Genomic DNA, 18,010 nt, shown 5'->3' on the forward strand with positions numbered 1-18,010 from the left:
AACACGAGCCCTCGGATGGAATCCGAGGAGATCGCGCATGACGACGATACCTCTCACAACACCGAGGATGCCAACTCAATTCCCGGCATGCCGAAACCCCCGGGAACGTGGCACAGCTGCTCGCGTTCCCGGGGGTCGACCGGCAGGGTCGAGCCGGTCCGGACGGCAGGACTTCCCCCGAGATGAAGTCCTGTCCCATCACGGCGACTGAACCCGCAACCCCCCGAGCGGGCACAGTCATCCTGTAAGACGCAGCCGCACCGCCCAATGGTTGCTCTGTGTCACAACAAATCACGGAGAGTCATTGAGCGCCGCGAAGAAGCTGCCTGCCACGGCCGACGGGTCGTGGTTCCTGGTCAGCGCCGCGATGGCGATCTCGCCCTGCCAGCCGACGAACCAGCCCAGCTGCTTGTCCTTGTCGACGGCCGTCGCGCGGACCCCGTAGACGCGGCCGCGTCCCGCCTGTGCCGGGGTGCCCTGGGCTCCCGCCTTCATCATCGACACCAGCGCCTTGCGCACGGCCGGGTCGACGGGCACCGGCTGGAGCGGCGGCTGTGGCGTCATCTCGGCCGTGGGGTCGGGCGAGCTGGGCTTGGTGACCAGGACCGGCGGGTGCCAGGTGCCGGAGGCGACCGCGCCCGCGACCAGCGCCATGCTGAGCGGGCTCACGAGCACGCTCTGCCCGGCGATGGCCCTGGCCTTGTCGGCGTCGCTGGCCAGCTTGGGCAGCTCGCCGCTGAACGACTTGAGCGGAAGCTGCCAGGGCCGGCCGATGCCGAAGTCCTCGGCGCTCTTGGCCAGGTCGGTGGCGTTCACCCGGCGGGCCAGCGAGGCGAGCGCGGTGACGCAGCCCTTGGCGAAGTTCTCCTGGAACGTCGGCGTGGCCCCGGTCATCTGGCTGGTGTTGGCGAACCGCGCCCCGCCGACCGACCGCTCGGGCGGGCACGGCAGCCGCTGCGTGGTGCGCACGCCGGCGTTGACGAGCGCGTCGGCGGCCACGACGGAGAACGCGGTGCCCGCCGGGAACCGGCCCGCCAGCGCGTCCTTCTCCTGGTGCATGCCCTTGGCGCCGACCGCGAGGATCTCGCCGGTGCGCGAGTTGACCGCCACGATCGCGCTCGTCCGGGTGGCCGAAACGGCGTGCTCGGCCGCAGCCTGCACGGAGCTGTCGATCGTGGTTTCGACGGAGACGTTCTGCCTGCCCGGCCACTCCTCCAGCGAGGCCATCTCCCGGCCGGACTTGAGGTCGAGCGTGATGACGCGGGTGCGGGTGGAGCCGGTGAGGTAGTCCTGGTAGGCCTGCTGGAGGCCGCTCTGCCCGATGGAGTCGCCGGCCCGCTGCGGGCCGCCGAGCTTCTGCTCGGTCTCCGGGGTGAGCGCGCTGACCTTGCCGACGATCTGCTTGGGATCGTCCGGGTCGACCGGCTGCTCCTGCGGCACGGTCGAGATCTCGGGGATCGCGTCGAGCTTGGCCTTGATCGACAGGTAGCGGGTGCGGCCGAACGTCACGAGCGGCACGGTGACGTTCGGCGGCGCCGAGCGGATCCGGCTCAGCAGCCGGTCCTCGGCGTAGCCGGTGACCTGGGAGAGCTGCTTGACGACCGCTTCGGCGCGGTCGCCGAGCTGCGACGGCACCACGCCCGCCACGTACAGGTAGGTCTGCTCCTGCAGCGCGTTGCCGTCCCGGTCGAGGACGGGCTGGCGCGAGCGCGGCTCGGTCTTGACCGCGAACCGCTGCCCCTCCTGGAGCTGCGGGTGCAGCACGGACGGCGACCAGCGCACCTTCCAGGCCCCGTCGACGAGGTGCAGCGGCAGCACGCCGTCGTAGGTCCACAGCGGGTTGTTGTCGCCCAGGTCGACCTCGGCGGCGAAGTCGGCCCGCGACTCCTCGCCGGTCACCTTCACGCTCTTGATCCTGAACCGGAACGAGGCGGCGTCGAGCTGCAGCTTGACCTCGGACAGCGCCTTGCTCACCGCGGCCGGATCGGCGTCGGTGCGGCCGGCGGCCAGCTCGTAGTCGCCGGCCTGCCAGCCCACCAGGAAGTCGCGCACCGCGTCGTGCGGTGACGCCTCCTCGAAACAGCCGGTCAGCGTCATGCTCGCGACCGCCAGCGTGACGGTCGCGGCGAGTGTACGGCGGGCTCGGCTCATCGGTTGCGGTGCCGGAGCGCCCGGGCCATCTCCCGCTTGGCCTGCTGCTCGGCCAGCGACTGCCGCTTGTCCCAGTCCTTCTTTCCGCGCGCCAGGCCGATCTCGATCTTGGCGCGGCCGTCCTTGAAGTACAGCGACAGCGGCACGATCGTGAGCCCGCCCTCCTTGGTCTTGGCGGCGAGCTTGTCGATCTCCTTGCGGTGCAGCAGCAGCTTGCGCTTGCGGCGGGCGGCGTGGTTGGTCCACGTCCCCTGGGTGTATTCGGGGATGTGGACGTTCATCAGCCACGCTTCGCCGTTGTCGATCGTGGCGTAGCCGTCGACGAGCGAGGCGCGGCCCTCACGCAGCGACTTCACCTCGGTGCCCTGCAGCACGAGCCCCGCCTCGAAGGTGTCCTCGACGTGGTAGTCGTGCCGGGCACGCTTGTTCTGGGCGATGACCTTCCGCCCGGTCTCACGTGGCATGCTTCGACCTTACCGGCGTTTCGTCAGACCCTGAGGTAGCGGCGAAGCGTGACGAACGACGCCAGCACACAGATCAGCACGCCGATGACCATGGTCAGGGTGATCACGGAGGCGACGTCGTTCCAGCCGATCTGCGCCCCTAGCGCCAGGTAGCGGCCGATCTCCTCGAACAGGAAGACCTTGGCCACGATCAGCATCACGGCCGCGAACACGCCGCCGACCAGGCCGGCGATCATGCCCTCCATGACGAAGGGGAGCTGGATGTAGAGGTTGGAGGCGCCGACCAGCCGCATGATGCCCGTTTCGCGCCGCCGGTTGAACGCCGACAGCCGCACCGTGTTGCCGATCAGCAGGGCCGCCGCGAGCACCAAGATGATGGCGACCGCCAGCGCGCCGCCACGTAGTTTGTCGAGCATCACGAAGAACTTCTCGATCAGCTCTTTCTGGTTCATCGCCTGGGCGACGCCCGGCTGGCCGTTCAAGGCGTCGATCACCGGTTGGTACTTGTCGGGATCGGCCAGCTTGACGCGGAACGAGGTCGGCATGTCCTCGACCTTGGTCGCGTTGACCAGCGGGTTGTTGGCGGCGGAGTCCTGGAAGTTCTCGTAGGCCTTGGCCTGGTCCTCGAAGTAGACCTTCTCGACGCCGGGCATGGCCTTGATCTGCTGCTCCAGCGCCTTCGTCTGGGCGTCGGTGATGGCCTTGCCGTTGCAGGCGGGTATCTGGCTGTTCTTGGCGCAGAGGAAGACCGACACCTCGACCTTGTCGTACCAGTAGCCCTGCATCATCGTGACCTGGGCGTTGATCATCAAGCCGACGCCCAGCATCGCCATGCCGACAGCCACGGTGATGATGACCGCGATCGTCATGGTCAGATTGCGACGGAGGCCGATCCAGACCTCGGAGAAGATGAAGTTCGCCCGCATGATGTGTCAGCTGCTCCCTGCTCAGTACGCCTGGCCGTAGACGCCACGCGACTGGTCGCGGACGATCTTGCCGTCCTCCAGCTCCACGACACGCTTGCGCATGGAGTCGACGATGGCCGCGTCGTGCGTGGCCATGACGACCGTGGTGCCGGTCCTGTTGATCCGGTCGAGCACCTTCATGATGCCGATGCTCGTCGCGGGGTCGATGTTGCCCGTGGGCTCGTCCGCCAGCAGGATCATCGGGCGGTTGACGAACGCGCGGGCCATGGCGACGCGCTGCTGCTCGCCGCCGGAGAGCTCGTCGGGCATCCGGTGGGCCTTGCCCTCCAGGCCGACGAGCTCGATGACCTCCGGCACTACCTTGCGGATGAACCGCCGGGGCTTGCCGATGACCTCGAGGGCGAACGCCACGTTCTCGTAGACGTTCTTGTTGGGCAGCAGCCTGAAGTCCTGGAAGACGCAGCCGATGCGGCGGCGCAGGTGCGGCACCTTGAAGTTGGAGAGGCGGGCCAGGTCCTTGCCGGCGACGTGGATCGCGCCGGAGTTGGGCCGCTCCTCCTTGAGGATCAGTCGCAGGAACGTGGACTTGCCTGACCCCGAAGGGCCGACGAGGAACACGAACTCGCCCTTGTCCACGTCGACGGAGACGTGGTCGAGAGCGGGCCGGTTCTGGTTCGCGTAGACCTTGGTGACATTATCGAAATGGATCACGAGAGCATCACGGCATGCCAGTCTAGGGGTCAGGACGGAGCGAGGGTGGCACATGCCCACTTCCCGCCGCACGCCGATCGGGGACGCCCATCTTTACCGATGATCGACGTTCCGATTGGCCAGAGCACAGTCTAGGGGGAAGACTGGCATGGAACGTCCATAACGGAAACAAAACGATTGTGCGGCTAGACTTGGGGCTGACATGAGTTGCCAACACCTCGTATGCGCGCAGTGCGCCCACCCAGTCATCGAGGGCCGGTGCGCTCTGTGCCGCGCCAACCGGGAGCGGATGCACGGCCACGGCTTCGCCGGGCTGTCACCCGCCCTCATCGTCACGCTGCTGGTCGTGCTGCTGTTCGCGGCCCTGGCCCTGCGGCACCTAGGCGGGCTCTGACTCCTGGCGGCGCATCCAGCGGATCTCCGACTCGATGAAGCCGTCGAGGTCGCCGTCGAGCACCGCCGACGGGTTGCCCGCCTCCGTGCCCGTGCGCAGGTCCTTCACGATCTGGTACGGGTGCAGCACGTAGTTGCGGATCTGGGTGCCCCATGACGTGGTCGTGGCGCCGCGCAGCTCCGACATCTTCTCGGCCTCCTCCTGGCGCTTGCGCTCCAGCAGCTTGGCCTGCAGCACGTTCATCGCCGTGGCGCGGTTCTGGAGCTGCGAACGCTCGTTCTGGCAGGAGACCACGATGCCGGACGGCAGGTGGGTGATGCGGACGGCCGAGTCGGTCGTGTTGACGCCCTGGCCGCCGGGGCCCGACGAGCGGTAGACGTCGACGCGGATCTCGTCCTCGTTGATGTCGATGTGGTCGGTCTGCTCCACGACCGGCACCACGTCCACGCCCGCGAACGACGTCTGCCGGCGGCCCTGGTTGTCGAACGGGCTGATGCGCACCAGCCGGTGGGTGCCGTGCTCGCCGCGGAGCGTGCCGTAGGCGTAGGGGGCCTTGACGGCGAACGTGGCCGACTTGATCCCGGCCTCTTCGGCGTAGGAGGTCTCGTAGACCTCGGTGGAGTAGTTCTTCCGCTCGGCCCAGCGCAGGTACATGCGCAGCAGCATCTCGGCCCAGTCGGCCGCGTCGACGCCACCGGCCTGGGAGTTGATCGTCACCAGGGCCTCACGCGCGTCGTACTCGCCCGACAGCAGCGTGCGCACCTCCAGCGCGCCGATGTCGGAGCGCAGCGAGGCGAGCTCGCGGTCGGCCTCGGCCCGCGTGTCGTCGTCGCTCTCCTCGGCCGCCAGCTCGAAGAGCACCGACAGGTCGTCGAGGCGGCGCACCAGCCCCCCCACGCGGTTGAGCTCGCCCTGCATGTGGGAGAGCCTGCTGGTGACCTTCTGCGCCTTGTCGGGCTCGTCCCACAGGTCGGGGGCGGCCACCTGCTCCTCCAGCTCCTCGATCTGCTTGCGCATGCCGTCGAGGTCGAGCACGTCCTGGATGCTGCGCAGCGTGCCCGCGAGCTCGTTGATCTCTTCTGCCGGATCGATGACTGCCACGTCTCCCTAGGGTACGCGACCCTCGCGTGCCCGAATAACATGGCGAGGTGCGTGTACACGGTCGGCTGAAGGCGCTGGCACTCACCGTCGCCTTGCTGACGGGGGCGGCCGGCTGTTCCAGCGCTGCCGCCCCGGCTCCCGGCCCGGCGGCCACACCCCGGGGCGCCACGCCCTCGCCCTCGCCCACGGCGTCCCCGACGGCGCCCGTCACCGCCGTGACGCCGGAGGAGGCGGCCGAGGTGTTCGCCACCTTCACCGCCACCGACAACCTGCTGCGCGCCGCCGGTGACCAGCGGCTCGACATGGAGCTGACCCGCGACGCCGAGGCGCGGCTCACCGCCGCCGCGTTCCTGTCGACCTCCGGCAAGCCGCCGACCCGCGCCTGGGGCTCCCCCACGCTGTACGTCCCCCGCTTCCCGGCAGGCGAGCGGGCGCCCTGGTTCAGCGTGGTGGCCACCCGCGACGGCCACCCCACGGTGCTGACCTTCGCCAAGGCCGGCGACTGGCGGCTCGGCGCCGCCGCCCGGCTCCTGCCCGGCCGGGAGCTGCCGCCCGTCGCGCTCGACCCCGACGGCTACGCCACGGCGGTCCCCGCCGACGACAAGGCCATCACCGTCAGCCCTCAATACCTGGGCCCCCTGCACGCCACCGTCGCCGAGACCGGCGGCGACGGCGTGGCCGCCGGCCTCATCGCCGCGGGCCCCCACACCACCGAGGTCGCCACCCAGATCACCGCCGACCGCGAGAAGGCCAAGAAGAACGGCTTCAGCTACGACTCGATCTTCACGGCCAACGACTTCCCCGTCTACGGCCTGCGCACCGCCGACGGCGGCGCCCTGATCCAGTACGCGCTCTCGCGCACCACCACGACGACCACGAAGACGGCCGAGGACGACTACATCCCGGTCCCGTCCTCCGCCCGCTGGGCCATCTCCGCCCCCGTCGTCCGCCGCACCCTCCGCCTCTCCGAGGTGCACCAGTACGTCACCTCCGTCCCCGCCTCCACGACCCGTAAGGCCGCCGAGGTCATCGCCCACGACGGCTCCCTCGTCCGCGCCGGCGGCGACTGACGCGGCGCGGCCCCCGTACCGGTCAGGAATCGAGAAGCCTCCGGGCGGGGCCCGCCACTAGCGTCGGCGACATGACATCCATCGACTCCGTCACCCTTGAGGTGGACGACCTCGCCGCCGCCGAGAAGTTCTACTCCGCCGCCTTCGGCCCGTGCGAGCAGCTTCGCCTGCGGCCCTCGGAGGCGCCGGCGACCGGCTTCCGCGGCTTCACGCTGTCGCTCGTCGTCTCCCAGCCCGCCAACGTGAACGCCTTCTTCGACGCCGCCGTGGAGGCGGGAGCGACGGCCCTGAAGCCGGCGGCCAAGTCGCTGTGGGGCTACGGCGGCGTGCTGCGGGCCCCCGACGGGACGGTCTGGCAGGTGGCGTCGTCGTCGAAGAAGGACACCGGCCCGGCCGCCCGGCAGGTCGACGAGTTCGTGCTGCTGCTGGGCGTGGCCGACATGGCCGAGAGCAAGCGGTTCTACGTGGAGCGCGGCCTCACCGTGGGCAAGAGCTTCGGCAGCAAGTACGTCGAGTTCGCCGCCGGTTCGAGCCCGGTCAAGCTGGCGCTGTACAAGCGCAAGGGGCTGGCGAAGGTCGCCGGCGTGTCCCCCGACGGCTCCGGTTCGCACCGGCTCGTGGTCGGCGCCGACGCGGGTGCCTTCGCCGACCCGGACGGCTACCTGTGGGAGACGGCGTAGTGTGCCGCCCCGGCTGGGGGCGCGCGGACCTCGCCGCCCCGGTGCGGGTCCAGGACGACCTGACGCGGCTGCGCCGGGTCAAGGACCGGATCGACCGCGAGTACGCCCAGCCGCTGAACGTGGAGGCGCTGGCCCGGGGCGCGCACATGTCGGCCGGGCACCTGAGCCGCCGGTTCCGTCAGGCGTACGGCGAGTCTCCGTACTCCTACCTGATGACGCGCCGGATCGAGCGGGCGATGGCGCTGCTGCGGCGCGGCGAGCTGAGCGTCACGGAGGTGTGCTTCGCGGTCGGCTGCTCGTCGCTGGGCACGTTCAGCAGCCACTTCGCCCAGCTCGTGGGCGTGCCGCCGAGCGTCTACAGGCGGCAGGCGGCGGGCGCGACGGAGGGCATGCCGTCGTGCGTGGCGAAACAGGTGACCAGACCGGTCAGGAATCGGGGGGCGTCGATGACCGAGCCGCAACTACCGTAACCGTCATGGACATCACGATTCACTCCAGTTTCCTGCCGCATGACGATCCGGACGCCTCGCTGGCCTTCTGGCGTGACGCACTCGGCTTCGAGGTGCGCTCCGACGTCGGGCAGGGCCGGATGCGCTGGATCACGGTGGGGCCGGCCGGGCAGCCGGGCACGTCCATCCTGCTGGCGCCGCCGGCCGCCGATCCGGGCGTGACCGAGGACGAGCGCCGCACGATCGCGGAGATGATGGCCAAGGGCACGTACGGGTGGATTCTGCTGGCCACGCCCGACCTGGACGGCACGTTCGAGCGGGTGGCCGCCAGCGGGGCCGAGGTGGTGCAGGAGCCGACCGACCAGCCGTACGGGATGCGCGACTGCGCCTTCCGCGACCCGGCGGGCAACCTGGTGCGCATCCAGCAGGCAGGCTGACGCCGGCGCAGGCGCCCCCGGAGGAGACGCCCACGCCGGGTCGCCGGGCTATGCCTCCGCGCGGGGCAGGCTGCTCGCCGAGACGAGCGTGCGGATGGCGCGCAGCGCGACCGACAGGGTGGCCAGGTCGAAGTTGTCGCTCTCCCAGATCTCCGACAGCGTCTGCCGCGAGCGTCCGACCGCCGCCGAGTTGGCCTCCGACCAGCGGGCCAGCCGCTCCTCCGGAGGCAGCCCCGGCGTGCTGTGGGCCAGCACGTCACGGGTGAGCGAGGCGTGCGCCGCGTACAGGTCGTCGCGCAGGGCGGCCCGCGCCATCGCGTTCCACCGGTTGTCGCGGGGCAGCGCGATGACCCGCTCGCGCAGCCGGGCGAGCTGGAGGCGGTCGGCCAGGTCCCAGTAGACCTCGGCCACCTCGTTGACCGGCCGCCCGGTCACCGACGCGACCTCGACCAGGTCGAACGTCGAGTAGGCGGGCACCATGGCCGCGACCCGCTCGGCCAGGTCGGCCGGGACGCCCCGCGCCACGAACGAGTCGCGGCGCTCCTCGAAGGCGGCCAGGTCGGGCCCGGTCAGCAGCTTGGGCATGTGGGTGAGCAGCCCGTTGACGCCCTTGACGAAGAAGCCGATCGAGCCCGCCAGGTCCAGCGGGGGCCGCCGGTTGGTGAGCAGCCACCGGGTGCCGCGCTCGGCGAGCTTGCGCGCCTCCAGGAGCATGGCGAGCTGGGTGGCGTTGTCGACCTGGTTGTCCAGGGCGTCGATCTGCCGGTAGAAGCTGGCGAAGTCGAAGACCTCGCGGGCGACCAGGTAGGCGCGGGCGATGTCGGGCGTGGACGCGCCCGTCTCCTCCCCGACGCGGAACATGAACGTGGTGCCCATCGAGTTGACGAGCTCGTTCACCACGCCGGTGGTGATGATCTCGCGTCGCAGCGGGTGCACGTCCATGTACGTCCTGAACCGGTCGCGCAGCGCCGACGGGAAGTACGACACGAGCCAGGAGGCGAGATACGGGTCGTCCGGCAGGTCGCTGCCGAGCAGCTCGGCGTCGGCCACCAGCTTGGTGTAGGCGAGCAGCACCGAGAACTCGGGGGCGGTCAGCCCCTCCCTGGCCTGGCGGCGCTCGGCGAGCACCTTGTCCGACGGCAGGAACTCCAGCTCCCGGTTGACCAGCCCGTCCCGCTCCAGGCGGCGCAGGTAGCGGGCGTGGATGTGGAGCATCTCGACCGACTGGGCGCGGGCGGCGGCCAGCACCACGTTCTGCGCGTGGTTGTCGCGCAGCACCAGCTCGGCGACCTCGTCCGTCATGGACGTGAACACCTGGTTGCGCTGCTTGTCGGTCAGCTCGCCGTCGCGGACGACCTGGTCGAGCAGGATCTTGATGTTGACCTCGTGGTCGGAGGTGTCGACCCCGGCCGAGTTGTCGATGAAGTCGGTGTTGACCAGGCCGCCGTTGAGCGCGAACTCTATGCGGGCGAGCTGGGTGAAGCCCAGGTTGCCGCCCTCGCCGATGACCTTGCAGCGCAGGTCGGCGGCGTCGACGCGCAGCGGGTCGTTGGCCTTGTCGCCGACGTCGGCGTTCGACTCGGACGACGCCTTGACGTACGTGCCGATGCCGCCGTTCCACAGCAGGTCGACAGGGGCGCGCAGGATGGCGCTGATGAGGTCGTTGGGCGCCAGCGAGGTGACGTCGGCGGGGATGCCGAGCGCCTCGCGCATCTGCGGGGTGATCTGGACGGACTTGGCGGTGCGCGGGAAGACGCCGCCGCCCGCCGAGATCAGCTCGGGGTCGTAGTCGGCCCAGGAGCTGCGGGGCAGCTCGAACAGGCGGCGCCGCTCGGCGTAGGAGCGGGCGGCGTCGGGGTCGGGGTCGACGAAGACGTGGCGGTGGTCGAAGGCGGCCACCAGCCGGATGTGCTGCGACAGCAGCATGCCGTTGCCGAACACGTCGCCCGACATGTCGCCGATGCCGGCCACGGTGAAGTCGGTCGTCTGCACGTCCACGCCGGTGGTGCGGAAGTGGTACTTGACCGATTCCCAGGCGCCCCGGGCGGTGATGCCCATGGCCTTGTGGTCGTAGCCGATCGAGCCGCCGGAGGCGAAGGCGTCGCCGAGCCAGAAGCCGTACTCCTTGGCGACGCCGTTGGCGATGTCGGAGAACGTCGCGGTGCCCTTGTCGGCGGCCACGACCAGGTAGGTGTCGTCGCCGTCGTGCCTGACGACGTCCGGCGGGGGCACGACCTTGCCGTCGACGAGGTTGTCGGTGACGTCGAGCAGGCCGGAGATGAACATCCGGTAGCAGGCGACGCCCTCGGCGAGCAGTTCCTCGCGCGACCCGCCCACGGGCGGCCGCTTGACGACGAAGCCGCCCTTGGAGCCGGTCGGCACGATCACGGTGTTCTTCACCATCTGGGCCTTGACCAGGCCGAGGATCTCCGTCCGGAAGTCCTCCATGCGGTCCGACCAGCGCAGCCCGCCCCGGGCCACCTTCCCGAACCGCAGGTGCACGCCCTCCACGCGGGGCGAGTAGACGAAGATCTCGAACTTCGGCCGGGGCAGCGGCAGCACGCTGATCGCCTGCGGGTCGACCTTCAGCGAGATGTACGGCTTGCGCCGCCCGTCGACCGTCTGGAAGTAGTTGGTGCGCAGCGTCGCCTGGATCATCTCCAGGTACGCGCGCAGGATCCGGTCCTCGTCGAGCGAGGCGACCTCGTCGAGCGCGCCCAGGATCTCCTCGTGCAGCGCCTCGGCCAGGTCGAACCGGGACTCGTCGGTGCGCCGCGGGTCCAGCCGGGCCTCGAACAGCTTGACGAGCAGCCGGGCCAGCCGGATGTTGCCCAGCACCACCCGCTCCATGTAGCGCTGGGAGAAGGTGCTGCCCGCCTGGCGCAGGTACTGCGCGTAGACGCGCAGGATCTCGACCTGCTCCCAGGTCAGCCCGGCCTTCAGGATGAGCGCGTTGAAGTTGTCGGCCTGCACGTCGCCCCGCCACAGGGCCATGAGCCCGTCCTGGAAGAGCTGCTTGAACGCGTCGCGGTCGACCTCGGGAGAGGGCGTGTAGCGCAGCCCGAAGTCGTAGATCCAGGCGTTCTTGGTGCGCGGGTCGTTGTCGCGGTCGATCTCGTACGGCCGCTCGTCGACGACCTCGACGCCGAGGCGCTGGATGAGCGGCAGCACCTGGGACAGGGAGATCGGCGAGCCGACCTTGTAGATCTTCAGGCGCCGCTCGCCCTCGGCCGCGTCGTACGGCTCGTACAGGTTGATCTCGATCTCGCCGTCGGCGGCGACCTGCTCCAGGCGGCGCAGGTCGTTGACCGCCATCTTGGGCGGGAAGTCGGCCTTGTAACCCTCGGGGAAGGCGGACTGGTAGCGCCTCAGGAGGGCCGGGGCCTCCTCCTCGGAGGTCAGCTCCAGCAGCGCCGAGCCGAGGTCGTCGGTCCACGAGCGGGTGATCGCGGCCAGCCGCGCCTCCAGCTCCTCCACGTCCACGCCCGGCGGCGGGAGCTGCTTGCCGCGCTCGCCGCGGATCACCACGTGCAGCCGGGCCAGCGCGGACTCGCCGATCATCGCGCTGTAGTCGAGCGTCCGCCCGCCCAGCGCCTTGAGCAGCACCTCCTGCATCCGCAGCCGCACGTCCGTGGTGTAGCGGTCGCGCGGCAGGTAGATCAGGCAGGAGATGTAGCGCCCGTAGTCGTCGCGGCGCAGGAACAGCTTGACCTGCTTGCGCTCGCGCAGCCGCAGCACGCCCATCGCGATCGGCAGGAGCTGGTCGATCGAGGTCTGGAACAGCTCGTCACGCGGGAACGTCTCCAGGATCTCGATGAGGTCCTTGCCGTCGTGGCTGTCGGGGGTGAGCCCGGCCAGTTGCAGCACGTCGGCGAGCTTGCGGCGCAGCACCGGGATGCGCGAGATCGACTCGTTGTAGGCGACGTGCGTGAACAGGCCGAGGAAACGGCGCTCGCCGATCACCTCGCCGTCGGGCGAGAACAGCTTGACGCCGATGTAGTCCAGGTAGGCGGCGCGGTGGACGGTGGCGCGCGAGTTGGCCTTGGTGATGATCAGGAGCTGCTTCTCGCGGGCCTTGGCGCGCACCTCGGGCGGCAGCACCGAGAAGCTCTCCGAGCCGATCTTGTCGTGGCGCAGGATGCCGAGCGCGGCGCCGGGCAGCGCGCGCAGCGCCTCGCCCTGCTCGGTCTCCTCCAGCCGGTACTCGCGGTAGCCGAGGAAGGTGAAGTGCCCGTCGGCGAGCCAGCGCAGCAGGTCGAGGCTGTCCTCGACCTCGGCGGGCTCCAGCGGCGGCGGGTTGACGCTCAGGTCCTCGGCGGTCTGCACGGCCAGCGCGCGCATCTTGGCGAAGTCCTCGACCGCGTGGCGCACGTCGGTGAGCACCCGCTGCAGGTCGGTCTCCAGGCTCCGCAGGACCTCGGGGTCCGGCTGCCTGTCGATCTCGATGTGCATCCAGGACTCGACCAGCATCTGGCCGGTGACGTCCTCCTGACCGCGGCCGAGCATCCTGCCCGTCATGTCGCGGCGCACCCGCATCTGCGGGTGGACCACCAGATGCATGCCGATGCCGTGCCGGTCGAGCTCCATGGTCACGGAGTCGACGAGGAACGGCATGTCGTCGGTGACGACCTCCACGACGGAGTGGCCCGGGTCCCACCCGTTCTCGTCCAGGGTGGGGGTGTAGGCACGGACGACGGCTCTGCCCTGGGGGCGCGTCTCGGCGAGCTGGCGCTGGGACATCGCCGGGCCGTACACGTCGACGGGGTTGCGATCGAGCAGGTCCTCCGGCGCGACGTGCCGGTAGTAGACGCGCAGGAAGGACAGTGCCTCATCGGGGCTCACATGATCGCTGCTCACCGCGCACCGTTGCGCGGCTCTTTGGAGCAGCTCATCCTTGGCCTCGTCGAGCGGCATTTCGCTCTCACTCCTTTGTGAGGGTTCGCCTGGACTTCTCACAGCCAGGCTCTGAGTTCCCACAGCTGCGGGAAGTAGTGCAGTCGGACGCGTCCCCGCAGGTAGGGTGCGCCCGTCGAGCCGCCGGTGCCCGATTTCGTACCGATCTGCCGTTCGACCATCTGCACGTGGCGCATGCGCCACTGTGCGGTGGTCTCGTCATGCGTCAGCAGGTCTTCGGCCAGTTGCCACAGGTCGTCGTACGACCGGCGGTCCCTCGCCACGGCCAGCAGCGAGCCCATGATCTCGTCATCGTCGGAGACCGGCAGGCCACGCTGGGAGAGGGCGGTCAGATAAGCATCCCACAGCGTGGGCTCCTCCAGTCGCCGTCTCAGCCGGGCGATCTCGGTGTCGTCGGCGTCGCGGAGCCGCGCGAGGTAGCGGGCGTCCTTGGCGCCTGACAGGAACTCCAGCTCGCGGAACTGCACGGACTGGAACCCGCTGGCCGGCGCCAGCTTGGACCGGAACGCCAGGAAGTCCTGGGGCGTCATCGTCTCCAGGACCTCGACCTGCTCGATCAGCACCCGCTCCACCGCGTGCACCCGCTTGAACTGGTGCCGAGCCCGCCACAGCTCACCGTCGAACATGGCGGTCCTGGCCACCTCCAGCTCGTGCAGCAGCAGCTTGAACCACAGCTCGTAGACCTGGTGGATGGTGATGAACAGCAGCTCGTCGGGCGCCTGCGACTCGGGGCGCTGCTGGTCGAGCAGCTCGGGCAGGCGCAGGTAGCCGCCGTAGGACAGGCGGCCGCCCTCCTCACCGAACTGGCGGTCGCGAGGAGCGGCCGCATCTTCGCCGATGCCCACCGAACACCTCCCCTGACCGCCCGGTCCTGGGTGACCGGGCGTACGCCTCGCCGTACCGATATCACCCGAAAAGGGGAAATACGTCAACGCGACATCGACATCGGCGGATCGTCTCCGGAGGAGGCGGAGGGCTCGCGTTTGAGCTCGTCGAGCCGGTCGGGAACCCCGGCGAGCTCGACCAGCTCGGCCTGGCACCGTGCGCACACGTCGAGGTGACGCTCGAACGCCTCGTGCTCCTCGTCGTCGAGGACGCCGAGAACGTAGGCGGCCACCCCGTCATGCATCAGCCGGCTACCCCCTTGTCCCGCAAAAGTTCACGGAGCGCCCGGATGCCGTAGTAGAGCCGGGACTTCACCGTGCCCGGCGGGATCCCCAGAATCTCCGCCGCTTCACTTATCGTACGGTCCCGAAGGTAGGTCTGTTCAATGACTTCACGGTGTTCGTCCGAAAGGCTACGGAGCGCATCGGCGACCACGATGGCCGACAACGCGCGCTCGGAGCCGTCCGGCACCGCGAGCATGTCGACCTCAGGCGGCTCGACCTCGTGAGGTCTCACGCTCCTGCGCCGACGTCCGTCGATGACGATTCTGCGGGCTACTGTCAGCAGCCACGCCCAGATGAGGCCCGGTTCCCATTGCAGTCTTGCCGAGTTACGCCAAGCTCGGACGATCGTCTCCTGCACCACGTCCTCGGCCCATTGAAGATCGTTACCGGTCGACTTGCGTACGTGGCGCAGTAGAGGGCCGCCGAACTCTTGGTAAAGCACCGCGATGCGGTGCTCGGCCTCGGCATCCGCACTCTCGAACCTGCCGTCGAGGTGACCTAGCACGGGGCACATCTTTACACCTTCGTTATCACTCTGGCAGCCACTCCGATAACTCCAGTCATTTCTAACTATCTCTGGGCATAGCTGAACCAGTCGGGAAAAGACCGCGTACCTTCGACCATGCACAGGCTTTTGCGCGGCGAAGTAGTGATGTTCGGCGGCTTCGCACTCGCGGCATCGCTCACGATTCTGCTGATCATGCCGCAGGCGAACACCGCCGTCCTGACCGAGGTCACCCAGACGGCCGCCGGCCCCCTCGGGCCGGCCGACCGCGACTTCCTGGTCAAGGTACGGCAGGCGGGTCTCTGGGAGATCCCCGTCGGGCAGTGGGCCCAGCAACGAGGCGACTCCGCGCGGGTCAAGGACGTCGGAGCGCACCTCGTGGAGGACCACAAGAAGCTCGACGCCCAGGTCCGCCGGTTGGCGGCACGGCTCGCCGTGCCGCTGCCCGACCGGCCGAGCCCGGACCAGCAACGGTGGATGGCTCAACTGGCCGCCGAGACCGGTCCGGCGTTCGACCGGGACTTCGCCAGGCTGCTGCGCGCCGCGCACGGCAAGGTGTTCGCCGTCGTGGCGGACGTCCGAGCCGGCACCCGCAACACGGAGATCAGAAAGTTCGCCCAGACGGCGGTGACGGTGGTCATGCGCCACATGACGCTGCTGGAGTCCACCGGGCTCGTCGACTTCGACGAGCTGCCCGAACCCCCGATGCCCGTACCCGCAGCACCCGCCCCCGCGGCGGCCGACCCAAGGAGACAACCTTGAGATCCAGACGCATGGCCGCGGCCATGTCCGCCCTGGCCATGGTGGCCGGCGGGCTGGTGTCCGCGGCCGTCATCGGCAGCGCGCCACCAGCCAGCGCGGACCAGTGCGAGGTCGACAATCAGCGACCCCCGGACCAGCGCCAGGACCAGGCCCCGCAGGACCCCGAGGAGCAGGTGCCGCAGGACCCCGACGACCAGGCCCCCCAGGACCCGCAGGAACCCCAGGACCCGCAAGCCCCTCAGGACCAGGACCAGGACCAGGACCGGGACCAGAACCAGGACCGGGACCAGAACCAGGACCGGGACCGGGGGCAGCAGCAGGACGACGGCGACGTGTTCGTCCAGGGCGGGGGCGTCGCGCCGGCGCTGGAGCCCGTCGAGGAGCCCACCGCGGAGACCTTCGGCCGCCGGGGCCGCCCCACCCGCACCCCCACCCAGCAGCCCACCCAGCAGCCCACGGACGAGCCCACAGAGGAGCCCACCGGCCAGCCCACCGAGGAGCCCACCGAGTCCCCGTCGCCCTCCCCCTCCCCCACCGGTGAGGAGAGCGACTGCACCGACGTCGGCCCCTTCCCCGCCGACTTCGTCGACATCCGGCAGGTCCCGCCGTCCCAGGGCGACGCGCGCCTCGGCCGGACCGGCTCCCGAGGCTCGTTCGTCTCCCGCTGCGGGACGAACGGCGAAGGCCACCACAACCCGGACAACTTCATCGTCGCCCCCGGAGTCCGCAACGGCGCACACCACCTGCACGACTACGTGGGCAACCTGTCGGCCGACGCCTTCTCGACCGACGAGAGCCTGGAGGCGTCCGGCACCACCTGCCGCCTGGGCGACAAGTCCACCTACTACTGGCCGGTGCTCCGCAACCGCCAGGTGGACGCCAACGCCGACGACCCGGACGGCAACGTGGGCCAGGTGCTCCGGCCGCGCTCGGTGACGCTGCAGTTCCGTGGCAACGCGACCTCCCGCGTGACGGCCATGCCCCGCTTCCTGCGGATCATCATGGGCGACGCCAAGGCCGCGACGAACGGCGGCGCCAACGCCCGCGCAGGCTGGAGCTGCACCGGCTTCACCAACCGGATCAGCCCGGACAAGTACCCGCTGTGCCCGCGCGGCAGCCAGGTGGCCCGCATCCTGGACTTCCCGAGCTGCTGGGACGGCCAGAACACCGACAGCGCCAACCATCGCGACCACATCGTCTTCCCCGACGAGGGCGGCGCCTGCCCGCAGGGCACCAGGGCGGTCCCGCAGTTGCGGATGACGCTGACGTACTCGGTGCCGCCGGGCCGCTCGTTCGCCGTGGACGCCTTCCCCGAACAGCTGCACAACCCGGTCACGGACCACGCGGACTTCGTGAACGTGATGCCCGACCGCCTGATGTCGTTCGCCGTCAACTGCATCAACCGCGGCCGGCGCTGCTGACCCGGCGACCCTCCCGAGTCGCACCCTCACCCGACCTTGGAGGGAACCGATGCTCCACAGAAGACAGCCGCGGCACGCCCCGGGCGGCCTGGACGCCAGGAACGTCCGGCTCGGGGTGAGCGCGTCGATCGCCGCCGTCCTGCTGTCGGGGATCGCCCTGACCATGACGGAACGCGGGATCGAGCTGCTCGGCCGCGGGGTGGCCTTCCTTGAGTACTTCGCCGGCGTGTTCGCGCTGGTGTCGCTGACGGCGACGGTGGCGCTCGGGCTGCTCACCACCGAGCGCGTGTTCCTGTCGCCGGCGAACCGGGTCCGCGCGCAGCTCGCCCACCGGGCGGCGGCGTTCGCGGGCACGGCGTTCCTGCTCACGCACGTGGCGCTGATGGTCTCGCTGGGGCACGTGCCGCCGGCCGCGCTGCTGATCCCGATGGCGGGGATCTGGGTGGGCCTGGGCACGCTGGCCTTCGACCTGATGATCGTCGTCGTGGTGACGGGGATCGCCCGGGGCCGGTTCGCGGTGACCGGCAGGCCGTGGATGTGGCGGCTGATGCACGCCACGGCGTACGTGTCGTGGCCGGTCGCCATCCTGCACGGGCTGACGGCGGGCCGGTGGGCGGCGAGCTGGGTGGCCTGGTCGTACATGGCCAGCCTGGCGGCCGTGGCGTCGGCCCTGCTCGTGCGGCTGCTGGCCACCATGCTGCGGCCGCCGCTGATGGCCGAGCAGGTGGACGCGCCTGCGGTCAGTGCCGCTCCGGCCGAGCCGGCCGAGCGGATGGACGCGCCGGTGAGCCTCGCCGAGGCCCGGCGGAAGTACCGGGAAGCGGGATGAACCCGCACAGGACAGAGCAGGAGTGGC

General features: G+C 70.0%; 17 protein-coding genes. 8 read left to right on the plus strand and 9 right to left on the minus strand.

The genetic code is table 11. From position 1 onward, the window contains the following. Window positions 1-291 precede the first annotated feature (291 nt). From KME80_RS01840 to ftsE, 4 genes are read right to left on the minus strand one after another with little or no spacing between them, the layout of a single operon-like run. Window positions 292-2,151 carry a penicillin-binding transpeptidase domain-containing protein gene (locus tag KME80_RS01840; protein WP_219499515.1) on the minus strand — a complete coding sequence of 620 codons (1,860 nt, stop codon included), beginning with the start codon at window positions 2,149-2,151 and terminating at the stop codon, window positions 292-294. Further along, on the minus strand, window positions 2,148-2,615 hold the full coding sequence (smpB, locus tag KME80_RS01845; RefSeq protein WP_219499517.1) for an SsrA-binding protein SmpB: 468 nt from the start codon (window positions 2,613-2,615) through the stop codon (window positions 2,148-2,150). The genes KME80_RS01840 and smpB overlap by 4 nt, the downstream gene beginning before the upstream one ends. Before the next feature lie 23 nt (window positions 2,616-2,638). Next, a complete protein-coding gene (gene ftsX / locus KME80_RS01850) occupies window positions 2,639-3,541 on the minus strand; it encodes a permease-like cell division protein FtsX (protein WP_219499519.1) in 903 nt (300 codons plus the stop codon). Window positions 3,542-3,562: 21 nt separating this feature from the next. Beyond that, a complete protein-coding gene (gene ftsE / locus KME80_RS01855; protein WP_091079803.1) occupies window positions 3,563-4,252 on the minus strand; it encodes a cell division ATP-binding protein FtsE in 690 nt (229 codons plus the stop codon). Between the two features lie 202 nt (window positions 4,253-4,454). Between ftsE and KME80_RS01860 the strand changes: the two genes are divergently transcribed. Next, window positions 4,455-4,646 carry a hypothetical protein gene (locus tag KME80_RS01860; RefSeq protein ID WP_219499522.1) on the plus strand — a complete coding sequence of 64 codons (192 nt, stop codon included), beginning with the start codon at window positions 4,455-4,457 and terminating at the stop codon, window positions 4,644-4,646. On the opposite strand, the gene prfB is transcribed toward KME80_RS01860, so the two are convergent. After that, window positions 4,632-5,747, minus strand: a complete 1,116-nt coding sequence (prfB, locus tag KME80_RS01865) for a peptide chain release factor 2 (protein ID WP_219499523.1) — start codon at window positions 5,745-5,747, stop codon at window positions 4,632-4,634. The genes KME80_RS01860 and prfB overlap by 15 nt on opposite strands. Window positions 5,748-5,794: 47 nt before the next feature. Between prfB and KME80_RS01870 the strand changes: the two genes are divergently transcribed. The 4 genes from KME80_RS01870 to KME80_RS01885 all read left to right on the plus strand — a co-directional run bounded on the left by KME80_RS01870 (window position 5,795) and on the right by KME80_RS01885 (window position 8,383). Continuing rightward, window positions 5,795-6,817 carry a DUF8094 domain-containing protein gene (locus tag KME80_RS01870; protein WP_219499526.1) on the plus strand — a complete coding sequence of 341 codons (1,023 nt, stop codon included), beginning with the start codon at window positions 5,795-5,797 and terminating at the stop codon, window positions 6,815-6,817. A 71-nt stretch (window positions 6,818-6,888) separates the two neighbouring features. After that, window positions 6,889-7,497, plus strand: coding sequence for a VOC family protein (locus KME80_RS01875; RefSeq protein ID WP_219499528.1), 609 nt, complete (start codon window positions 6,889-6,891; stop codon window positions 7,495-7,497). Next, window positions 7,497-7,967 carry a helix-turn-helix transcriptional regulator gene (locus KME80_RS01880; RefSeq protein WP_372455323.1) on the plus strand — a complete coding sequence of 157 codons (471 nt, stop codon included), beginning with the start codon at window positions 7,497-7,499 and terminating at the stop codon, window positions 7,965-7,967. The genes KME80_RS01875 and KME80_RS01880 overlap by 1 nt, the downstream gene beginning before the upstream one ends. Window positions 7,968-7,972: 5 nt before the next feature. Continuing rightward, entirely contained in the window at window positions 7,973-8,383 is a 411-nt protein-coding gene (locus tag KME80_RS01885) for a VOC family protein (RefSeq protein ID WP_219499531.1), read from the plus strand. Between the two features lie 48 nt (window positions 8,384-8,431). On the opposite strand, the gene KME80_RS01890 is transcribed toward KME80_RS01885, so the two are convergent. The 4 genes from KME80_RS01890 to KME80_RS01905 all read right to left on the minus strand — a co-directional run bounded on the left by KME80_RS01890 (window position 8,432) and on the right by KME80_RS01905 (window position 14,980). Further along, window positions 8,432-13,297 carry an NAD-glutamate dehydrogenase gene (locus KME80_RS01890; RefSeq protein ID WP_219499533.1) on the minus strand — a complete coding sequence of 1,622 codons (4,866 nt, stop codon included), beginning with the start codon at window positions 13,295-13,297 and terminating at the stop codon, window positions 8,432-8,434. Window positions 13,298-13,335: 38 nt separating this feature from the next. After that, window positions 13,336-14,142, minus strand: coding sequence for a tryptophan 2,3-dioxygenase (locus tag KME80_RS01895; RefSeq protein WP_219499535.1), 807 nt, complete (start codon window positions 14,140-14,142; stop codon window positions 13,336-13,338). 83 nt (window positions 14,143-14,225) lie between these two features. Beyond that, entirely contained in the window at window positions 14,226-14,426 is a 201-nt protein-coding gene (locus KME80_RS01900; protein ID WP_219499537.1) for a zf-HC2 domain-containing protein, read from the minus strand. Continuing rightward, entirely contained in the window at window positions 14,426-14,980 is a 555-nt protein-coding gene (locus KME80_RS01905; protein ID WP_246643751.1) for a sigma-70 family RNA polymerase sigma factor, read from the minus strand. Before KME80_RS01905 ends, KME80_RS01900 begins: the two co-directional genes overlap by 1 nt. 108 nt (window positions 14,981-15,088) lie before the next feature. On the opposite strand from KME80_RS01905, the gene KME80_RS01910 reads away from it, so the two are divergent. From KME80_RS01910 to KME80_RS01920, 3 genes are read left to right on the plus strand one after another with little or no spacing between them, the layout of a single operon-like run. After that, window positions 15,089-15,733 (plus strand): DUF4142 domain-containing protein, encoded by a 645-nt coding sequence (locus KME80_RS01910; RefSeq protein WP_219499539.1) that lies wholly within the window; start codon window positions 15,089-15,091, stop codon window positions 15,731-15,733. Further along, the gene (locus KME80_RS49905; RefSeq protein ID WP_246643753.1) at window positions 15,730-17,154 is read left to right on the plus strand and encodes a DUF1996 domain-containing protein; all 1,425 of its coding nucleotides are present in this window, start codon (window positions 15,730-15,732) and stop codon (window positions 17,152-17,154) included. The genes KME80_RS01910 and KME80_RS49905 overlap by 4 nt, the downstream gene beginning before the upstream one ends. 49 nt (window positions 17,155-17,203) lie before the next feature. After that, a complete protein-coding gene (locus KME80_RS01920; protein ID WP_219499541.1) occupies window positions 17,204-17,983 on the plus strand; it encodes a hypothetical protein in 780 nt (259 codons plus the stop codon). Window positions 17,984-18,010: the final 27 nt, after the last annotated feature.

The organism is Nonomuraea ceibae (assembly GCF_019396325.1).
Taxonomy (GTDB): Bacteria; Actinomycetota; Actinomycetes; order Streptosporangiales; family Streptosporangiaceae; genus Nonomuraea; species Nonomuraea ceibae.

Excerpts from the sequence above, each read along its gene's own strand:
- KME80_RS01840 (WP_219499515.1), bottom strand. The coding sequence starts at position 2,151 with ATGAGCCGAGCCCGCCGTACACTCGCCGCGACCGTCACGCTGGCGGTC.
- ftsX (WP_219499519.1), bottom strand. The coding sequence starts at position 3,541 with ATGCGGGCGAACTTCATCTTCTCCGAGGTCTGGATCGGCCTCCGTCGC.
- KME80_RS01875 (WP_219499528.1), top strand. The coding sequence starts at position 6,889 with ATGACATCCATCGACTCCGTCACCCTTGAGGTGGACGACCTCGCCGCC.
- KME80_RS01860 (WP_219499522.1), top strand. The coding sequence starts at position 4,455 with ATGAGTTGCCAACACCTCGTATGCGCGCAGTGCGCCCACCCAGTCATC.
- KME80_RS01890 (WP_219499533.1), bottom strand. The coding sequence starts at position 13,297 with ATGCCGCTCGACGAGGCCAAGGATGAGCTGCTCCAAAGAGCCGCGCAA.
- KME80_RS01905 (WP_246643751.1), bottom strand. The coding sequence starts at position 14,980 with ATGTGCCCCGTGCTAGGTCACCTCGACGGCAGGTTCGAGAGTGCGGAT.
- KME80_RS01920 (WP_219499541.1), top strand. The coding sequence starts at position 17,204 with ATGCTCCACAGAAGACAGCCGCGGCACGCCCCGGGCGGCCTGGACGCC.
- KME80_RS01900 (WP_219499537.1), bottom strand. The coding sequence starts at position 14,426 with ATGCATGACGGGGTGGCCGCCTACGTTCTCGGCGTCCTCGACGACGAG.
- KME80_RS01885 (WP_219499531.1), top strand. The coding sequence starts at position 7,973 with ATGGACATCACGATTCACTCCAGTTTCCTGCCGCATGACGATCCGGAC.
- smpB (WP_219499517.1), bottom strand. The coding sequence starts at position 2,615 with ATGCCACGTGAGACCGGGCGGAAGGTCATCGCCCAGAACAAGCGTGCC.
- KME80_RS01910 (WP_219499539.1), top strand. The coding sequence starts at position 15,089 with ATGCACAGGCTTTTGCGCGGCGAAGTAGTGATGTTCGGCGGCTTCGCA.